The 18,654-nt window shown below is 61.6% G+C and carries 17 protein-coding genes, 1 tRNA gene and 1 pseudogene; 8 read left to right on the forward strand and 11 right to left on the reverse strand.

The window, feature by feature from the left end:
* Positions 1-5: 5 nt before the first annotated feature.
* Together KUD11_RS08370 and KUD11_RS08375 are read right to left on the reverse strand one after the other, a co-directional pair.
* Positions 6-1,406 (reverse strand): selenium-binding protein SBP56-related protein, encoded by a 1,401-nt coding sequence (locus KUD11_RS08370; protein ID WP_109385107.1) that lies wholly within the window; start codon positions 1,404-1,406, stop codon positions 6-8.
* A gap of 222 nt (positions 1,407-1,628) precedes the next feature.
* Positions 1,629-2,030 (reverse strand): annotated as a pseudogene (locus KUD11_RS08375) (alanine:cation symporter family protein); the annotation flags it as partial.
* 171 nt (positions 2,031-2,201) lie between these two features.
* Between KUD11_RS08375 and KUD11_RS08380 the strand changes: the two are divergent.
* Genes KUD11_RS08380 through KUD11_RS08390 form a run of 3 tightly spaced genes read left to right on the forward strand, consistent with a single transcriptional unit; the run spans position 2,202 to position 6,306 of the window.
* A complete protein-coding gene (locus KUD11_RS08380; RefSeq protein ID WP_109385106.1) occupies positions 2,202-3,926 on the forward strand; it encodes a type I secretion system permease/ATPase in 1,725 nt (574 codons plus the stop codon).
* Positions 3,923-5,224, forward strand: coding sequence for an HlyD family type I secretion periplasmic adaptor subunit (locus tag KUD11_RS08385; protein ID WP_109385105.1), 1,302 nt, complete (start codon positions 3,923-3,925; stop codon positions 5,222-5,224). The genes KUD11_RS08380 and KUD11_RS08385 overlap by 4 nt, the downstream gene beginning before the upstream one ends.
* A gap of 47 nt (positions 5,225-5,271) precedes the next feature.
* Positions 5,272-6,306 (forward strand): succinylglutamate desuccinylase/aspartoacylase family protein, encoded by a 1,035-nt coding sequence (locus KUD11_RS08390; RefSeq protein WP_109385104.1) that lies wholly within the window; start codon positions 5,272-5,274, stop codon positions 6,304-6,306.
* Between the two features lie 7 nt (positions 6,307-6,313).
* Here the strand turns inward: KUD11_RS08390 and KUD11_RS08395 are convergent, their stop codons facing one another.
* Together KUD11_RS08395 and rpsU are read right to left on the reverse strand one after the other, a co-directional pair.
* Entirely contained in the window at positions 6,314-6,976 is a 663-nt protein-coding gene (locus KUD11_RS08395; RefSeq protein WP_146190842.1) for a hypothetical protein, read from the reverse strand.
* 176 nt (positions 6,977-7,152) lie between these two features.
* Positions 7,153-7,359 carry a 30S ribosomal protein S21 gene (gene rpsU / locus KUD11_RS08400; RefSeq protein ID WP_092835189.1) on the reverse strand — a complete coding sequence of 69 codons (207 nt, stop codon included), beginning with the start codon at positions 7,357-7,359 and terminating at the stop codon, positions 7,153-7,155.
* 108 nt (positions 7,360-7,467) lie between these two features.
* Between rpsU and KUD11_RS08405 the strand changes: the two genes are divergently transcribed.
* Genes KUD11_RS08405 through KUD11_RS08420 form a run of 4 tightly spaced genes read left to right on the forward strand, consistent with a single transcriptional unit; the run spans position 7,468 to position 10,839 of the window.
* Positions 7,468-8,157 (forward strand): COQ9 family protein, encoded by a 690-nt coding sequence (locus tag KUD11_RS08405; protein ID WP_109385102.1) that lies wholly within the window; start codon positions 7,468-7,470, stop codon positions 8,155-8,157.
* Between the two features lie 30 nt (positions 8,158-8,187).
* The gene (locus KUD11_RS08410) at positions 8,188-9,171 is read left to right on the forward strand and encodes an NAD(P)H-quinone oxidoreductase (RefSeq protein ID WP_109385101.1); all 984 of its coding nucleotides are present in this window, start codon (positions 8,188-8,190) and stop codon (positions 9,169-9,171) included.
* 4 nt (positions 9,172-9,175) lie between these two features.
* Positions 9,176-10,276 carry an exo-alpha-sialidase gene (locus KUD11_RS08415; RefSeq protein WP_109385100.1) on the forward strand — a complete coding sequence of 367 codons (1,101 nt, stop codon included), beginning with the start codon at positions 9,176-9,178 and terminating at the stop codon, positions 10,274-10,276.
* Positions 10,273-10,839: a hypothetical protein gene (locus KUD11_RS08420; RefSeq protein ID WP_109385099.1), complete on the forward strand. Its 567-nt coding sequence runs from the start codon at positions 10,273-10,275 to the stop codon at positions 10,837-10,839. The genes KUD11_RS08415 and KUD11_RS08420 overlap by 4 nt, the downstream gene beginning before the upstream one ends.
* On the opposite strand, the gene KUD11_RS08425 is transcribed toward KUD11_RS08420, so the two are convergent.
* Positions 10,829-11,473 (reverse strand): ribonuclease T2 family protein, encoded by a 645-nt coding sequence (locus KUD11_RS08425; RefSeq protein ID WP_109385098.1) that lies wholly within the window; start codon positions 11,471-11,473, stop codon positions 10,829-10,831. The genes KUD11_RS08420 and KUD11_RS08425 overlap by 11 nt on opposite strands.
* Before the next feature lie 112 nt (positions 11,474-11,585).
* Here KUD11_RS08425 and KUD11_RS08430 point away from each other — a divergent pair, with 112 nt between their 5' ends.
* Positions 11,586-12,332 (forward strand): DUF1013 domain-containing protein, encoded by a 747-nt coding sequence (locus KUD11_RS08430; RefSeq protein WP_109385097.1) that lies wholly within the window; start codon positions 11,586-11,588, stop codon positions 12,330-12,332.
* Positions 12,333-12,391: 59 nt separating this feature from the next.
* On the opposite strand, the gene recR is transcribed toward KUD11_RS08430, so the two are convergent.
* The 6 genes from recR to recJ all read right to left on the reverse strand — a co-directional run bounded on the left by recR (position 12,392) and on the right by recJ (position 18,653).
* A complete protein-coding gene (gene recR, locus KUD11_RS08435; RefSeq protein ID WP_109385096.1) occupies positions 12,392-12,985 on the reverse strand; it encodes a recombination mediator RecR in 594 nt (197 codons plus the stop codon).
* A gap of 47 nt (positions 12,986-13,032) precedes the next feature.
* Positions 13,033-13,377 (reverse strand): YbaB/EbfC family nucleoid-associated protein, encoded by a 345-nt coding sequence (locus tag KUD11_RS08440; RefSeq protein WP_109388039.1) that lies wholly within the window; start codon positions 13,375-13,377, stop codon positions 13,033-13,035.
* A 54-nt stretch (positions 13,378-13,431) separates the two neighbouring features.
* The gene (locus KUD11_RS08445) at positions 13,432-15,222 is read right to left on the reverse strand and encodes a DNA polymerase III subunit gamma/tau (protein WP_109385095.1); all 1,791 of its coding nucleotides are present in this window, start codon (positions 15,220-15,222) and stop codon (positions 13,432-13,434) included.
* A 328-nt stretch (positions 15,223-15,550) separates the two neighbouring features.
* Positions 15,551-16,648: a hypothetical protein gene (locus KUD11_RS08450; RefSeq protein WP_109385094.1), complete on the reverse strand. Its 1,098-nt coding sequence runs from the start codon at positions 16,646-16,648 to the stop codon at positions 15,551-15,553.
* A 94-nt stretch (positions 16,649-16,742) separates the two neighbouring features.
* Positions 16,743-16,817: transfer RNA gene (locus tag KUD11_RS08455), tRNA-Glu, on the reverse strand.
* Positions 16,818-16,907: 90 nt separating this feature from the next.
* Positions 16,908-18,653, reverse strand: coding sequence for a single-stranded-DNA-specific exonuclease RecJ (gene recJ, locus KUD11_RS08460; RefSeq protein WP_109385093.1), 1,746 nt, complete (start codon positions 18,651-18,653; stop codon positions 16,908-16,910).
* Position 18,654: the final 1 nt, after the last annotated feature.

Raw genomic sequence — 18,654 nt, forward strand, 5'->3', positions numbered from 1 at the left:
ACGCGTCAGACCGAGGGATAACAGAAACTGTCTGTGGAACAGTCTCCCCCCTCAAGCCGGATCTGGTGCGCCCGCAGGCCGGGTGGGAAATCGACGTAGAAATCCTCGGCGAGTGTCAGCCCGCCATTCTCGCCTACATGCGCCATCACCATTTGCCCACCTTCGTCATCGGGATAGAACTGATCGTCCCATGTGGAATAGAGCGAGTTCGTCCAATAGACCCGTTTGCCATCGCGACTGACCTCGACCATCTGGGGGCCATAGGCGAAGAGCTTGCCGTTGGGATGTGTGGCACCTTTGGCAATGCCGCCTAGCTCGACCTTACCGGCCAGAACGGGGTTCATCGGATCGCTCACGTCATATTGGTGCATCTCGCCAAGGCCCCAGCACGCGACATAGAGGTATTTGTCGTCAAGGCTGAGGTCGATATCGGTGACAAGCGGCGGCACGGCTCCGAACCCTTGTAGAAGTGGCGGCAGGTTTGCGGGGTCCTCGGGGCGCGGATCGATGGTGATGACCTTCTTGGCCTGCCATGTGCCATTCTCATCGCGCCACCATGTGAAGATGGAGCCTTGGAGATTCGTGGTATCCACCACCACGCCGCAAAACCCGTAGGATTTCGTGGGGTCATGTGCGGGCCGGATTTCCAGAGCCATCTGGTGATTCTCGCCCAGATCAATTGTCTGGATATTCTTGCGCGCGCGCAGGTCCCAGAAATGGATCGAATGGCCGTATTTGTTGCTCAGCAAATCCTCGGCGACGACACCGTTCTCAAATTGTGGCGGCAGGCCCCATTCGGAACTGACCATGTAATCCTGCGGCAGGTTCCACCAGAAGTCATAGTGCTTGTCCTGCTTGCCGCGATCCATCTCGTAGCGGCCGATGATCTCGAATGTCTGGCAGTCCATGATGAAGATGCCGGGAGGGCCGTCAGTGCCGTCCTCGCCACCGCCGCCCAGCGTGGAAACATAGATCCCCTCGGGGCCACAATGGATGGTGTGTGGGCGTGAATAGCCCGTTTTTTCAAACAGCTCTTCAGGCTCAATCGTCTTGTGAATATGGGCTTTGAGCGGGTCTTTCACGTCGATGATATAGATGCGGCTCGACCGGATGCCCGGCACGATCAGATAGCGCCGCTCAAGGAAGGCATGGCCCGTGAGGGGCGACAGCGACGATGAACAAGCGTTCCAGCCGAAGTGGTGAAATTCGTCGCCCTTGTTGGGGACAATGACTTGATGAACCATCTGCCCATAGGTCTTTGAGCCGGGTTTGAGGTCGATCACGCCGATGCCGTCTGACTGGCTGCCATCCGGGCTGAGCATCACTGTGAAGGCGTAATTCTCGACGGGGGCCTGCATCGCAAGTTTGGGCGAGGCGTGGAATGTGGGGTCCGGTCTGAGGTTCATATGAGGTCTCCCTGAAGCGTTGGAACCGCTTTTGTACGGTGGCGTATGGTTGGCCTCTGACGGGCCTTTTGGAGCGGTCGTGGCGTGGGTGTGCCAAGGCCGTTCTGGGGTCGAGCGTAGCAGAAAGCCACCAACCGCGATACGGCCCCGTGCCAGTAGGTGATTTTGGGGGTCTTGATGGGTCTTGCTGCGCGGCCTGCTTATGGGGCCCCAGACACTCGCTTACTTTGCGTATTTCCTGATCTCACCTGTCGCCAGACGGGCGGAGTAGGACGCCAGTTCTGTACGCACCAGCTTCATCAGGAAATAGAGGCGGAAGATGTTGACCACGGCCATCGCAAAGATCGCGGCATCCGAGAAGTCGATCACTGGCCCAAGGCTTGCCGCCGCACCGATCATGATGAAGACGCAGAAGATCACCTTGAAGGTCAGCTCTGAGGTTTTTCCCTCGCCGAAGATATAGGCCTAGCTTTTCAAGCGATAATAGGACCAGGCGATCATCGTGGAGAAAGCAAAGAGCACGACTGTAACCGCCAGCACATATGGGAACCAGCTGATTGAGGCCCCGAACGCAGCCGATGTGAGGGCTACGCCGCTTGTGTCGCCGACCGTGGCGATGGCGGTCTGAAGGATTTGGGAGGCGGGTCCGCCTACACGGGTTATTAATCTCGTTCAGCCTAGATGGCCCATACGCCGTTTGACTGAAAGTGAGAGCCTTATGCCATATGCATGGCGGATCCTTGTTTCTGGGCCAAACGCTTGGCCTGCGCGCAATAGCCATGCACGGGCAGGCGCGTGACAGAGCGTTCTGGCATAAGCGAATTGCGCGCGGCCCGGCGCGCCTCGCGCAGCTATTATTGGTTTGTGGGCCTCTTTAGTGTGTTCGTGAACCTTCTGATGCTCACGGGTCCGCTCTACATGCTCCAAGTCTATGACCGTGTGCTTGGCTCGCGCTCGGTTGAGACGTTGGTGGCGCTTACCGGGCTTGTGGCGTTTCTATATGGGATGATGGGTCTTTTGGATTTTGCCCGTTGGCGCGTGATGGGACGTGCCGGCGCGCGGTTTCAGACGCTATTGGACCGGCGGGTGTTCGACGCCACTCTCCGAGAGGCGGCAAGACATCCCACCGAGATAGCAGCGACCGACCTCAATGATTTGGAGGCGATCAGGCGGCTTATGACCTCTCCGGTGCTGACAGCCGGGTTCGACATCCCTTTCACGCCCATTTTTATCGCCGGGATCTGGATTTTCCATCCGTGGCTTGGGACGCTGGCCCTCATGGGGGCGGCAATTCTGATTCTGATGGCGGTCTTGAATCAAGTCATCACGCGCGGCGTCAATACTGAGGCGGGGATGGCATCCCATCAGGCTGAAATCATGGCAACTCAATACCGTTCCGAGGCCGAAACGATCGAGGCATTGGGTATGCGCGGCGCGGCCTTCGCTGCGTGGCAAACCGCGCGGGGCACCTCGCTGGACCGGCAAGTGTCTGCGGCGGATATGGCCGGCTCGTTCAGTGTCACAACGCGGGTTTTTCGGTTGTTTCTACAGTCCGCCATGCTGGGCCTCGGGGCCTATCTGGTGATCCTCGGGCATCTCACAGCGGGCGCTATGATCGCGAGCACCATCCTTCTGGGGCGGGCGCTCGCGCCAATTGAGATGGTGTTGAGCCAATGGCCACTTGCGCAGCGCGCGGGGCAGGGGTGGCGCGCGCTTGGCGGTATGCTGGCGCGGGTGCCACCCGAAAAGACGTTGACCAAATTGCCAAGGCCAGAGGCGAAACTGGTCGTGGAGCACCTGAGCGTCTGCCTGCCGGACGAAAGGATGCCCTCGCTCAAATCCGTGAGCTTTGCGGTGGAGCCGGGGCAGGCGCTCGGTGTGATCGGTGTGACGGGTGCCGGTAAATCAACGTTGGCGCGCGCGATTACCGGGTTGTGCAGTCCGATGTCAGGCACAGTGCGGCTGGGTGGGGCTACGCTTGATCAATACGGTGCGGCCACGCGCGGGCAGCACGTTGGTTATCTTCCTCAGCGGGTTCAGCTTTTTGACGGGACGGTTGCCCAGAATATTGCCCGCATGGCCGCCGTACCAGAGGATGCCAAAGTGGTGGACGCGGCGCGCAAAGCGGACGTTCATGAGATGATCCTCGGCCTGCCCGATGGCTATAACACGCGCGTCTCGGCGGTGGGCGCGCGCCTTTCGGGGGGGCAGATACAGCGCATCGGGCTTGCCCGCGCGATGTATGGCGCGCCTGTGCTTTTGGTGCTGGATGAACCGAACTCAAACCTCGACAATGAGGGCAGTGAGGCCGTAAACTCTGCGATCAAGGCGTTTAAGGGCGCAGGTGGCGCTGCGCTGATTATTGCCCATCGTCCCGCCGCGCTGAGGGAATGCGATCTTCTCCTGATGCTTGAGGACGGCGCAGTCCGCGCCTTCGGCCCGCGCGACGCGGTGATGCGTGACGTGGTCAGGAACAGCGCTCAGATTGCAGCAGTCAAACCTCGCGCGGGGGCAGCATGAGGGACGCTGCGAGATGGTCGGCGGCAAAGCCAATCCTTGTCGGGATAGCGAGCCTTGCGGCGCTTTTATTTGGTTTTGGGGCGTGGGCCACCTTGTCGAGCATCTCCGGCGCGGTTATCGCCAGCGGCCGCATCGAGGTGGATCAGAACCGGCAGATCGTGCAGCACCCGGATGGAGGTGTTGTGGCTGAAATCCTCGTGGAGGAGGGCGATACGGTGAGGGCCGGCGATGTACTGCTGCGGCTCGATATCATGCAGTTGGCCTCGCGTCTCACGATTGTCGAGAGCCAGCTTTTTGAGCTGATGGCCCGCCGCGCCCGCCTTGAGGCAGAGCGCGACGCCAGGGCTCTCCCGATCTTTGATCCGCTCCTGTCCGAAGTCGCTGCGCGGGATATGCATGTCAGAGACTTAATGGATGGCCAGATCCGCCTTCTGGCCGCCCGCGCCGAGACGATGGCGAACAGGGTGGCGCAGCTCGACAAACGCCGCGACCAGATGCGCGATCAAATCGCAGGGGTGCAGGCCCAGCAACGCGCGCTGATTGAGCAGATCACGTTGATTGAGCGTGAGTTGGCCGATCAGGAGCGGCTTCTGGAGATGGGCCTCGCCCAAGCCGCGCGTAGCCTCGCGCTGCGGCGTGAGCGCGCCCGCCTGAATGGCATTTTGGGCGATCTCAGCGCGCAAAAGGCCCAAGCCGAAGGGCGTCTCACCGAGATTGATATCGAACAGGGGCAAATTGTCTCCGCCCGTCGCGAAGAAGCGATCACGACCTTGCGCGACCTGCAATTCCGCGAGCTTGAGCTGCGCGAGCGTCGCCTCGCCCTGACCGAGCAGCTTAGCCGCCTCAACATTCGCGCCCCTGTCTCCGGCGTGATCTACGGCCTCACGGTTTTTGCGCCGCAATCTGTGTTGCGCCCTGCCGATCCGGTGCTCTACATCGTGCCGCAGGATCGGCCCTTGATTATCAACGCAAAGGTTGATCCGATCCACATCGACGCAATCTTTGTGGGTCAGGATGTGACCTTGCGGCTCGCAGGGCTGGATCAGCGATCCACACCCGAATTGACCGGGCAAGTGGTGCATATCTCGGCAGATGCGTTTGACGATGAGCGCCGCGCGATCACCTATTATCGCGCCAAGATTTCTCTGAGCGAGGCGCAACGCGCGCGGCTGCCAAAGAGCACCACTCTTATCCCCGGCATGCCGGTTGACGCGTTTATGCGCACGGAGGATCGCACACCGATCTCTTATCTGATACAGCCGCTCAGCAACTATTTCGTGCGCGCCTTTCGCGAGTAGCGCGGGCAAAGCCCGAGCGCGGAGCGGCGGCACACAAGGAGGGCGTGATGCCTCATTCAAAGCCTTTCGAGATCAGCGGCACAAGTGTCGCACCCGGCACCCGCCGGACGGTGGATATCCCCGTCAGCACCTTGTCTGATCACACCCCTGTCAACCTCTCGGTGCATGTGATCCATGGCCGTAAGCCCGGCCCGGTGATGTTCGTCTCCGCGGCTATTCACGGTGATGAGGTGATCGGGGCCGAGATCGTTCGCCGCCTGTTGCGCGCGGCCCCGCTGAAATCCATGGCTGGCACCCTTATGACGGTGCCAATCGTGAACACTTACGGCTTTCTGAACAATTCGAGGTATCTGCCTGACAGGCGGGATCTGAACCGCTGTTTCCCCGGCGGGTCGGGCGGATCCATGGCGGCGCGGCTTGCGGATATCTTCATGCGTGAGGTGGTGATGCGCGCTGATATCGGCATTGATCTGCACTCTGCCGCGATCCACCGCACCAACCTGCCGCAGTTGCGGTTGACCCCTGGAAACCCCCGGCTCGAAGCCTTGGCTCGCGCTTTTGCAGCGCCTGTGATGCTGAACTCCAAACTGCGCGAGGGGTCGCTGCGCATGGCGGCCGAGGCCTGCGGTGTCGATGTGTTGCTTTACGAGGCTGGCGAGGGGCTGCGCTTTGACGAGTTGGCGGCGCGGGCGGGTGTCTCGGGCATCCTGCGCGTCATGCGACACCTGGAGATGGTGCCGCAAAAGGGCGTGCCACGCGCGCGGGCGCCAAGCGTGATGTGTGCGCGCTCTGAGTGGTGCCGCGCGCCCGTGGCGGGCCTTTTTCGCGGGTACTTGCCGACCGGGGCTGCGGTGGAGGAGGGGACGGTGCTTGGCGCCATATCGGACCCGTTTGGCGAGACGGAAGTGGAGATCGCGAGCGACATCGCAGGGATCATCATCGGACGCAGCAACATGCCTGGCGTCTATGAGGGCGATGCGCTTTTTCATATCGCCGAGACCCTGCGTGGGGAGGCGGCGGCGGATGGCGTGACGGCGCATCTCGACGCCGCCCCGCTTTATGATGAGGATGAAATTATCTGAGCTGGTCTCAGGTCACCTTGTTGCGGTTTTGTGGGAGAATGAAAATCGATACGGAGATGAGTGCGAAGATCAGCTCATAGACCTCCCATTTCCGGCTGACATCAATCACCGCGATGATCAGGCTTGCCACGAGGGCCACCGCTGCATGGCGCAACCATGGCACCGGCACGGCAAAGCGGTTGGCCAATGCCGCCACCCCGTCCCAGCGCCGAAACGCCCAAGGCAACGCCACCAGATAGAGCAGTATGCACAGCGTCAGGATTGGGCCAAAGAGGGTCTTGGCCAGGTGGAAATCCCCCACCACAAGATTGTGAAAATTTGTCTCAAGCTGCTTGTTGTTTTCCTGAAAGAACTCGCCGGATTCCCAGCCGAAAATCCGCTGACCCCAGCTGATTTCTTCGCCTGCCGCCAAGAAGAACATCAGCGCATAGATCGTCGTCAGCACCATCGCCCCGTGCCGTCCCTTGCCGCCGAGCGAGCGGGAATGGAGCATCAGAACAATGCTGGAGATCAACAAGAAGAGTGCTGTGCCATATTCGACCGCATTATCCTCCGCCGCCCAGACCAGCGTAAAATAGTCTGGGTCCCACAGGTAGATTGCGACGGAGGCCGCCAGAACGGCAATAATTGTGGCCATCAGCGCGGCGTTGACGTAGTGAAGTGTGCTCATCATGCTCTCTCAAGGCTATTTTCTGAGGTGAGATAACGCCGCATGCCCTGCGCTACAAGGTCAAAGCCGCGCACAGGCCCTGCGTGGGCGGCGGGAACCAGCGCACATGAAAAACCCCCGAGGACGGGCCACGGGGGTTATCAATCGTCTGCGTGTCGGTTTCAGCTACCGGGTGCTTATACCATCCCTTCGCGCTGAGCTTTTTTCCGCGCCAGTTTCCGGGCCCGGCGAATCGCTTCAGCTTTCTCGCGCGCTTTTTTCTCTGACGGTTTCTCGAAATGTTGCTTGAGCTTCATTTCCCGAAAAACGCCTTCGCGCTGCAGCTTTTTCTTCAGAGCGCGGAGCGCCTGATCGACATTGTTGTCGCGAACACTAACCTGCATGTGGTGTCACCACCTTCCTAGTCTAGAGTTGCATGAATTGCAGGAAGCTGGCGTATAGCAAAGGCCCGGTGTTTTGTCTAGGGTGCCCGAAAGCGATAGGAGGCCAATATGAGCGATAGCGAAATCAAGGCAAAGTTGCTGGATGCAGCAACAATGCATGTCCCGTTTGACGGCTGGTCCGAGGGGGCGTTTCAAGCCTCTGCGCGCGACGCGGGCATTGATATCGCCGTGGCGCGGGCCGTGTGTCCGCGCGGCGCGGTGGATCTGGCGCTGGCGTTTCACGCGGCGGGCGATGCGGCGATGCTAGAGCGTCTTGCTGCCACCGATCTCAGCGACATGCGGTTTCGCGACCGGGTCGCCGCCGCTGTACGCTTCCGGCTTGAGGCCGCTCAGGACAAGGAGATGGTCCGCCGGGGCACGGCACTTTTCGCGCTACCCCATCACAGCGCGGATGGCGCGCGCGCGATCTGGCAGACCTGCGATCATATCTGGACCGCCTTGGGCGACACGTCGGAGGATGTGAACTGGTACACCAAGCGCGCGATGCTTTCGGCGGTTTATGGCTCTACCGTACTCTATTGGTTGGGCGATCAAAGCATGGATGACGAGGCCACATGGGCCTTTTTGGACCGTCGGATCGACAATGTAATGCAGATCGAGACGGTGAAGGCCAAGGCGCGTGAGAGCAAAATCCTCGGGCCTTTGATAAACGGCCCGCTTGGCCAGATGATGAGCCATATCCGTGCGCCCAAAGGGGCTGCCACCGATCTGCCAGGCCGCTGGTCCGGGCAGTCCTGATCCCCACGCCCTGAATATTTGGAGACCGCCATGAGCGAGATGATGAAAGCTGTTGAGATCACAGCCCCCGGTGGGCCGGACGTGCTCAAGGTCACAAGCCGCCCGCGGCCCGCGCCGCGCCATGGCGAAGTGGTGATCAAAGTGGCCTTCGCGGGGGTAAACCGCCCTGATGCGTTGCAGCGTGCGGGGCTTTATGCACCGCCCAAAGGTGCCAGCGACCTGCCGGGGCTTGAGGCCTCGGGCGAGATTGTCGCGGTTGGCGAGAGGTCCGAGGGCTGGGCGTTGGGTGACAAGGTCTGTGCGCTTTTGCCCGGTGGGGGATATGCCGAATATGTGGCCACACCGGCGGCCCATTGCCTGCCCGTGCCCGAGGGCATGGGGCTGCGTGAGGCGGCGTGCCTGCCCGAGACGTTCTACACCGTCTGGTCCAACGTGTTTCAACGCGGCGCGCTGAAGGCGGGCGAGCGGTTCTTGGTGCATGGCGGCTCCTCGGGGATCGGGACCACGGCGATCCAACTTGCTTCGACACTGGGCGCGCGGGTGTTCACGACCGCTGGGTCGGATGCCAAATGCGCCGTGTGCCGCGATCTGGGAGCGGAAGTGGCAATCAATTATCGCGATGCTGATTTTGTCGAGGTGATGAAGGGGGAGGGGGGCGCTGACCTGATCCTTGATATGGTGGGTGGTGAGTATCTGCCGCGCAACGTCAAGGCCTTGGCCGACGATGGGCGGCTTGTGCAGATCGCGTTCCTTCAGGGGCCGAAAGTGGAGCTGAACTTTGCACCTTTGATGATGCGCCGTCTCACGATCACCGGAAGCACCCTGCGCCCGCAGAGCGATCTGGCCAAGGCGCGGATTGCGCAAGCCCTGCGCGCGGAGGTCTGGCCGCTGCTTGATGCGGGCCGGGTCGCGCCGGTGATGGACAGCACCTATCCTCTGGCCGAGGCGGCGGCGGCCCACGCACATATGGAAAGCTCGACCCATATCGGCAAGATCGTTCTTGAAGTCGGCTGAGGGTATGGGCTTTGTTCAGGTGTTCATCCTTGCGGCGATGGCGGTCAGCGTCGGGCTGAGCGCGTGGGCTATTCGCCGGGATGCGCCGCTGGAGTGGCGCTTTGCGCCCGCGACCTTTGTCGATCTGGATCGCACGGCGGAGTTCGTCACCGTGCTGGACTATACGGCCCCTACTGGACAGGCCCATTCGCCCGCGATTGATCTAAGTGGGCCGTCGCCGCGCGTCCTGTGGTTCGAGGGGTCGGAGGAGGCCAAGGCGGATGTCGATATCTTTGCCAGCGATCTGACCGAGGGCGACGTGTGGCGCGCATCCGCGCCCAAGCGGGTCCTGGCACGCGGGGGGCTGACGGAAACCTTCGCGCCCACAGAATTGGTCGTGACGCTGGGCAACACGATCGAGGATGAGGGGCGTGGCGGGCTTTATGCCACGGTCGTGTCGGTGGGCGGCTGGGCCATGGCGTCGGTCGCGGAGGTGCGTGACGGGGCGGCGCGTAAGCTGAACCTCTCGCCGCTGCTCAACCGCTCGTTTCTCGTGAAGTCACCGATGGTGGCTTATGAGGGCGGTGCGTGGGGTCTGCCTGCTTATTTCGAGATGGGCGGTGCTTACGGTGCGTTGGTGCGGTTTGCACCCGATGGGCGGGTGCGCGACATGCGGCGTATGCCGGGGGCGCAAAAGGGCATTCAGCCGATGATCGTGCCGCTGGACGCAACACGCGCCGTGGCGATCTTGCGTGATTTCGATAGTGCTGCGGGACGGCTTTTGATCTCGCGCACACAAGATGGCGGACAAAGCTGGTCCGAGATGGTGGATGCGGGCGTGGCCAATCCAAGCGCGCCTGTGGCCGCACTGCCGCTCGGAGATGGGCGTATTGTGATGGCGGTGAATGATGATGCCGGGAATGGCGGCGTGCTGCGCCTGACCCTCTCGCACGATGGCGGGGAGAGCTGGGAGGTGCTCCATACGCTTGAGGATGGTCGCGAGGATGCACGCTATCCAATGATGCGGGCTCTGGGCGATGGGCGGATCATGCTGACCTATTCGGTGGGCGCCAAGGGCGGCATCCGCGCGCATGTGTTTTCCGCCGCGTGGGCGGTGGGATCATGAGCGCGTTTGCGGGCAATCTCTGGCTTGCGGTGCTTCTGGGCTGGGCCGCGTGGGGGGTGCTCAGCCTCGGGCTGTCTGCGCCTTGGAGCATTGTGGTGGGGCTTGCGGTCGGGGCCGTCTGCGCCTTTGGGCTGCGCGAGACGCTGGCGCTCAGGGGGGTCGTGGCGGTGCTGGGCCCCATCGGTGTGGTGATCCCGCTTTTGGCGTTGCGGCAGATGGCGGGGGTTTGGGGCGTGCCGGTGCAGCCCTTCGGCACGCCCGAGTTGCTGGTGTTTCTGGTGGCCTATCTGGTGTTTTTGGCGGCGGCTATGGGCGCTTTGCCCGCCGAGATTTACCGGCTTGGTTACGCGCCTTTATGGGTGGCGGGGATCGTGCTTGCGATCTGCGCCTACGGGCTATGGCAGGGCAGCGTTTTTCTACCCGCGCTGGCCGTTCTCGCGCAAATTCTGTGGGCCATGGGGTGGGGCAGCAGCAATTATTTCGACCACATCCTGCATGTGGGGCTGATCCCTGCGGTGCTGATCGTTCTGGTAGTGCGCCTTTTTTCACACTTCACCGGATAGGGTCAAAAAGTGCGTCGCTTAGAGCGCAATCGCGCACAACATCCGGCCCGCAGGCCACTGGGACAAGGGCCTTGCTCAGGCAGATGCGCGCCTCCTGAATACGGCCCGCGCGGCAGGTGATAGTGACCCCGTCTGGCCCAAGCTGAGGGTTTTCCTTGAGAAAAGCCTCCTCCATAACCTTGGCCGGCACCCTGATGGGGCGCGTCAGATTGCGAAACACGTCCGGGCGGGTGATGCCTGCGAACGCCTCGCGCGAGAGGGCGTAATACGCGGGCGCGCTCAGCCCGCTGCATGTGCCGTGCTTCTTCCATTGATGCCACGCAAGGCCGGAACTTCCCATGATATCGGCCATGTCGCGGGTCATGGCGCGCGACGGCGCAGGCTCGGTGGTCTGGCAATTTGCGGGCCAGCCGCGATCATATTGCGGCCAGAGCCCGTGCAGCACCCATCCAGTGTCCGCTGCATCCTCGCATTGCGCCGCCCCGCGTGCGTCACCGTCCAGCGCGCACCATGTGGGGGACCAACTGAGCGCGAGGACATAATAATCAAACTCGCCCGCGCGCCCGCCTTGGGCAAGTGCCGTGGAGGCGGTCAGGATCAAGGCCAGAAGGGCGCGCATGATTTGCTCTTTCATTTCGGGGCGGCTGTGAGTATAGACGGCTCAAGTTCCCCCACAATGGAAACCCGCACCGACCCGGTGCCGCCCCTTCAGGCGACGAGAAAGTTATGGCTCAAGGAGACCTGATATGTCGAAACCGCTTATGGCCAAGGCCACCGCTGTCTGGCTCGTGGACAACACCACGATCAGCTTCAAACAGATCGCCGATTTCACCGGCATGCATGAGCTTGAGATTCAAGGGATTGCCGATGGGGATGTGGCCGCCGGTGTAAAAGGGTTTGATCCCGTTGCCAACAATCAGCTGGACCAGTCCGAGATTGATGCGGCTGAGAAGAGCCCGCTTCACGCGCTGAAGCTCAAATTCTATCAGGCGGCACAGGGCGAGGAAAAACGCCGTGGCCCGCGCTATACGCCTTTGTCCAAGCGTCAGGATCGCCCGGCCTCGATCCTTTGGCTGGTAAAGTTCCACCCTGAGCTGGCGGATGCACAAATCTCCAAGCTGGTGGGCACGACCAAGCCGACGATCACGGCGATCCGTGAGCGGACGCATTGGAACATTGCGAATATTCAGCCCATCGACCCGGTTGCGTTGGGTCTGTGCAAACAGACCGAGCTTGACGCAGCCGTGCAGAAGGCCGCCGCCAAGAAGGCCCGCGAAGGGGGGCCGATGACCGACGACGAGCGTCGTAAGCTTCTGAGCACCGAGCAGAGCCTGAGCGATGGTGGCGAGTCGAAAATACCCACGGCGATTGAGGGTCTTGAGACTTTCACGCTGGGCGAGGCGGAGCAGGATGCGCCGGAGAAACAATATGATGCGGAGAGCTTCTTCAACCTGCCCGAGAGCGGCGATGATGAGGACGAAGACGGCAAGTAAGCCGTTTTAAGCCGCGAGTAAGAGGGCCGATCCTGAGAGGGGTTGGCCCTTTGCCGTTGTCACAGAGCCTTGCGCGCGGCCAGAGCGGCGCTGATCGTGCCATCGTCGAGATAGTCCAGCTCGCCTCCGATAGGCACACCTTGCGCGAGCGATGTGAGCCGCACATGATTTTCCAACTGATCCGCGATGTAATGCGCCGTGGTCTGCCCGTCGATTGTAGCGTTCAGCGCAAGGATAACCTCGTTGATCCCCTCGGCCTCGATCCGGCGAATAAGGGCGGGGATGCGCAATTGCTCGGGGCCCACTTGGTCCAGCGCGCTGAGCGTGCCGCCCAGCACATGATAGCGGCCCTTGAAGCTGCCTGCGCGCTCCATCGCCCAGAGATCGGCCACATCCTCCACCACGCAGAGCAGGCCATTGGCCCGTTTGGGCGAAAGGCAGATATCACAGACAGGTGCCGTCCCGATATTGCCGCAGGTCTCGCAGGCGCGGGCGGTGGCGGCTACGATCTGCATGAGATCCGCAAGCGGCGTGAGCTTCAGATCGCGCTTGGCAATCAGGTGCAGCACCGCGCGGCGTGCCGAGCGCGGCCCGAGGCCGGGCAGCTTGGCCATCATCTCGATCAGGTTGTCTATGTCTCGGTTTGAGCTCAAGGCATCGTCCGGCAAATGCGGCCCCGGAGCACTGTCCGGGGTGGGGTTCAGAACGGCAGCTTCATATCCTTGGGCAGGCCCATGCCCTCGGTCAGTTTGCCCATCTCTTCTTGGGATTTCTCCGACGCTTTGGCCTGCGCGTCCTTGATGGCCGCGAGGATCAGGTCCTCGACCACTTCCTTGTCATCGCCCGAGAAGATGCTTGGATCGATATCGAGACTTTTCAGCTCGCCCTTATAGCTCGCCACCGCTTTCACAAGGCCCGCGCCGCTCTCGCCGGTCACGGTGAGGCTGTGCATCTCTTCTTGCAGGTCAGCCATCTTTTGTTGCATTTCCTGCGCGGCTTTCATCATCTTGGCCATGTCGCCCATCTGGCCCAATCCTTTGAACATCATGCGTCTCCTTGGTTTGATTTGTCTTAATATGTGGATGGCTGGGAGGCTTGCCTAGTCTTCCTCGAACGGGTCCCATTCATCATCAACCTCCGGCAGGGCCTCGGCCTGCGCCTCGGTTGCGATGTCTTTTTGGGTGCGGATCTGAAGGATCTTGGCGCCGGGGAAGGCCTGCATCACGGCCTGCACCAGCGGGTGCTCCGTGGCTTCGGCCTTGAGTGCCAGAGCGTCCGCATCGCGCATCTCGGCAATCGTTTCGTCGCCTCCCTCGTTTACAAGCGTCACCGCCCAGCGGTTTCCCGTCCACCGTTGCAACGCCGCACCAAGGCGATGGGCAAGGTCGGCGGGGGCGCGGTCGGTTGGAACAAACTCGATCCGGCCGGGCTGATAGGCGGCGAGGCGCAGACAGGTCTCGACCTCGACCAGAAGCTTCACGTCGCGGTTGGCGCGGATCAGCTCGACCACGTGGTGGAAGCTGGGAAACTGCGCGAGGGCAGGGTCCAGAGCCACGGCAAGTGCCGCACCGCCCGAGGCTGAGGGCGCGCCGGTCGGGGTGCCAGTTGCTGTGTGGTGCTGGGTCGCCATGGCGCCGGTGGACGCCGCCCCAAGGGCGCCCGCAGGGGCGGAAGAGGCGGCAGGCCCGCTCGTCTGTGGCCCGGCGGTCGGAGCCGCACTTGGCGGCGCGTCCTGCATCTTGCGCAGCAGCTCTTCCGGGCTGGGCAGGTCCGCCACATGCGTAAGGCGGATCACGGCCATCTCAGCGGCCATCATCGCGTTGGGTGCGGCTGCAACCTCCTCCAGCGCTTTGAGCAGCATTTGCCACATCCGCGTGAGTACCCGCATGGGCAGGGCGCCCGCCATCTCCAGCCCGCGGGTCCGTTCATCCGGGCTGATCGTGGGGTCCTCCGCGGCCTCTGGTGTGATCTTGACCACCGAGGTCCAATGGGTCACCTCGGCCAGATCCCGCAGTACGGCCAGCGGGTCGGCCCCGTCGGCATATTGCGCGCCAATCTCGGTGAGCGCGCCCGCCGCATCCCCCTTGAGGATCAGATCAAACAGGTCCAGCACGCGGCCCCGGTCGGCAAGGCCGAGCATCGCGCGCACCTGATCCGCACCCGTCTCGCCTGCGCCGTGGCTGATGGCTTGGTCCAAGAGCGAGGTTGCATCGCGGGCCGATCCTTCGGCGGCGCGGGTGATCAGCGCCAGCGCGTCATCGGTGATCTCGGCCCCTTCGGCGGCGGCAATCTTGCGCATCAGCGCGATCATGTCCTCCGGCTCGATTCGGCGCAAATCGAACCGCTGACAGCGGCTGAGCACCGTGACCGGCACTTTGCGAATCTCGGTCGTGGCGAAGATGAATTTGACGTGCTCCGGCGGCTCCTCCAGCGTTTTGAGAAGCGCATTGAAAGCGGAGGTGCTGAGCATATGCACCTCATCGATGATGTAGATCTTGTAGCGCGCAGACGCGGCCCGGTAGGCCACGGAATCGATAATCTCGCGGATGTCACCGACGCCGGTGCGTGAGGCCGCGTCCATCTCCATCACATCGACATGGCGGCCTTCCATGATGGCCGTGCAATGCTCGCAAACGCCGCAAGGCTCGGTCGTGGGGGTGCCGTTGCCGTCCGGGCCGATGCAATTCATCCCCTTGGCGATGATCCTCGCGGTGGTGGTTTTGCCGGTGCCGCGAATGCCCGTCATGATGAAGGCCTGCGCGATCCGGTCGGCGGCAAACGCGTTTTTCAACGTGCGCACCATCGCCTCCTGCCCCACCAGATCGGCAAAGGTCTCTGGCCGGTATTTACGGGCCAGAACGCGGTAGCCGGAGGGGGATGGATCGGTCATGGGCGGCCTTGGGCTTGGGGCGGGATTCGCATGTCTGCTCTAAGGTAGAGGGCCAAGCGGGCGGCGTCCATGGGCGCGGTTTGTGGTGTGCCTTTTGAGGTGGTTGAAACGGGTGGTGTCGTGACCCGTGCCTCAGCCGTTGATCTGGCGGCTGGAATGATGAAAGGCGAAATCATAGCCGAAGACGCCGACAGAGCCGACGGTTTGCAGGATGCCCTCTAGCTTCGCAAACATCGCCGTGCTGTGCGAACACCCCTGACAAACCATCCCTATGTGCCATGGGTAACTAGCCCCGGTTCGCGTGCACCGACGCAGTCGGGGTTCTTTCTTAGTAGAAAGTAAGCAATCGCAATACCTTGTCGTCGGGGCGATACTCCAAAGCGGCCATTAGGCGGAATGGTTGACCCTCTTTATCTGGCACTTCAATCACGATACTGAACTTCGTAACGTTGTGCTCTGCAAGATACGACATGTTGTAGATGTAGTTAGAGCGAAGCTTGCCACGGATTATTTTCTGCAACTCTTCCGTGGAAACATCGCTAAGCCCCGCATAATGGAGCGAACCCGCCTTCGCAGTCTTGATGTACTCAAGCTTTGCATCTTCAACCTGAACCTCGAAATCATCCAAAGTTGACGGCGATGCGTTCACCGAATTGAGCGACATTTCTCTATCGGCTTCAAAGCCGTCGAACACGGGGCTTTCAATCTTGTATGAAAGCAACACGCCTTCCAAGTCGGAGCGGAGGCTAACGCATTCGTAGCCGTTTTCTTCAAAGGGCATTCCCGACATGTTCACGTTTTCCGTGTCGTCGCGGTCGTCTTCGTGCCCCTGAATAATCTTTCGACCGACCTTCACACACAAATTAACTAGCTTCATGGAAAGCAGAGTCTTGAAGAAGGAATGGTAGGTCGTGTTCGCGCAGCCAACGTAGGGTTCATAGTCAATCAGACCGCCCGCCAGTTTTTGAAACGCAGTATCCGTCAGGTTATTGACGTAGACCACGTAGAATTGGCTGCTATGCCGATAGTCGATGCTGCGCACGGGGCAGACAGCTTCGCGGAAGGCTTCGAGCAGGGTTTCCTGCTGACTGTTTTCTCCAATGTAGTCGCCAACTAATATGCTGTTCTTAGTTTGTGGATCGAGCAAGGGTATGATGCGCTCAAACACCTGATAGCCATACCAGCTATCGTCAATCTTCATCGTGTCGAAGATCAAGGCTATTTCAAGCTTCTCGCGGTCGGGCACAAGGGCGGCACGCAAGTCGTCGTAGTTGATGCCCTTAGTCTTTAGCACCTGCGCAACCTGCGCCCGCATCCCTTGAATTTCCACCAACATGCGGTCTGGCGGAAGCTTGAAGTAGTCACGTATGACTTCAAGCATCCCGTTCCCGCGTGCATTCAACGTGTGTATCGGGTCGATTTTCATGGCCGCAGCACCGTCAAAGCACTTGTAATAGAAAGTATATAGAAATCTAATGCCTTAATATAACGCAATTAAATCAGTATCTTGGGTGGAAAAGTGGCAGCCCGTAGGGGAATCGAACCCCTCTTTCCAGGTTGAAAACCTGGCGTCCTAACCGATAGACGAACGGGCCACTCCGTGGCGTGTGGCGTGATTAGGCAAATCTCCGCCCCGGCGCAAGAGGGTTTTTTGTCTCAATCGGCATTTTCATGACCTGCCCGGTTCAGCCTGCCGGGGCGGCGTCCTCAAGCCGAAGCTGGGCAGACTGACGGCCCTGCCATGTGTTCAGCTCGATCCGCCCGGCAAGGTGGAAGCGCGCGCCGCCATGGCCCTCAAGGGCGGCGCCAAGTGGGCCGTCATAGGCACCAAAGCAGATCGCGTCCATCTGCCCGCCCGTACCATCGCTGAAGCGCAGCTTGAGGTGCCGGTCGCCCACGCGCTTGGCAAATGTGATCTGCATATTGGCAAATACGTAGCGCGGGCTGGGCGCGCCCGCGCCAAAGGGCCCCGCCGCTTCGATCTGGGTGATAAGCTCGGGCGTGGCCGCGCGCGGCATCAAAAGCCCGTCAAGCCGGAGATCTGCCGCCCCGCCTTGCCCTGCGCCTTGTTTCGCCAAAAGCTCTGACAAACGCGCCATCGCAGGCTCCAGCTTGGCTTCATCCACGGTCAGGCCTGCGGCCATCTTATGCCCGCCGCCGCGTTCCAAAAGCCCCTCATGCGCCAGCCTCTGGATAGCCGCCCCAAGGTCCACACCGCTGATCGAGCGGCCCGAGCCTTTGCCCATCCCAGCTTCCAGCCCGATCACGATCGCGGGCCTGTTCGCGGCCTCCTTCAGGCGGCTCGCAACAATGCCCACAACGCCGGGATGCCAGCCAGCCCCTGCGGCCCAGACCAGCGGGGCATCGAACCCGCGCGCCTCGGCCTGCGCCATCGCGGCGGCCTGCACCGCACTCTCGATCTCGCGGCGTTCGGTGTTGAGCTGATCGAGGCGTTCGGCCATGGCGCGCGCCTCGGATGGATCGGACGTCGCCAAAAGACGCGCGCCCAAATCGGCCTTGCCGATCCGCCCGCCCGCATTGACCCGCGGCCCCATCACAAATCCCAGCGTATAGGCCGTGGGGGCGGTATCCACGCGCCCCACATCAGCCAGCGCCACCAGACCGGGCCGCGCGCGCCGGGCCATGATTTTGAGCCCTTGGCGCACAAACGCCCGGTTCACCCCCACAAGAGGTGCCACATCCGCCACGGTGGCCAGCGCCACAAGATCCAACAGCGATATCAGATCAGGCCCCGTGCGCCCGGCCACGCGCATTTGCCGCCCGGCCTCCACCAGCATCAAAAACACCACGCCCGCCGCACAAAGATGCGCCAGATCGCCGCTTTCATCCTGCCGGTTTGGGTTCACCACGGCTAAGGCGTCGGGCAGGGTCTCACCGCCCAGATGGTGATCCAGGATCACCACATCCGCGCCTTTGGCTGCTGCCACCGGCCCATGGCTCAGCGTGCCGCAATCCACGCAGATGATCAGATCATGCTCCGCTGCCAGCGCCGCCATCGCCTCGTCATTTGGCCCGTACCCTTCATCAATCCGGTCTGGCACATAGAGCGTCGCCTCCATCCCCACCTGCCGCAACCAGTCGAGCAGAAGGGCCGCACTCGTGCCACCATCCACATCGTAATCGGCAAAAATCGCAATCCGGTCGCGGCGCTCGACGGCCGCTAAAAACCGCGTGGCGGCCAACTCCATATCGCGCAGGCCGCGTGGGTCGGGCAGCAAATCGCGCAGTTGTGGTGCCAAGAACGCCTCCGCCTCCGGCACCTCAACCCCGCGCCGGGCCAAGACCTGACAGACGGCGCGCGGCAGACCCGTGGATTGCTCCAACGCCTCGGCTTGGCGGTCCACCTCCACAGGTGGCCCAACCCAAAGCCGCCCGGTCAAAGACTGCGTGATGCCCAGAAATCCTGTCACC

This window comes from Roseovarius carneus, assembly GCF_020141465.1.
GTDB classification, from domain to species: Bacteria; Pseudomonadota; Alphaproteobacteria; order Rhodobacterales; family Rhodobacteraceae; genus Roseovarius; species Roseovarius carneus.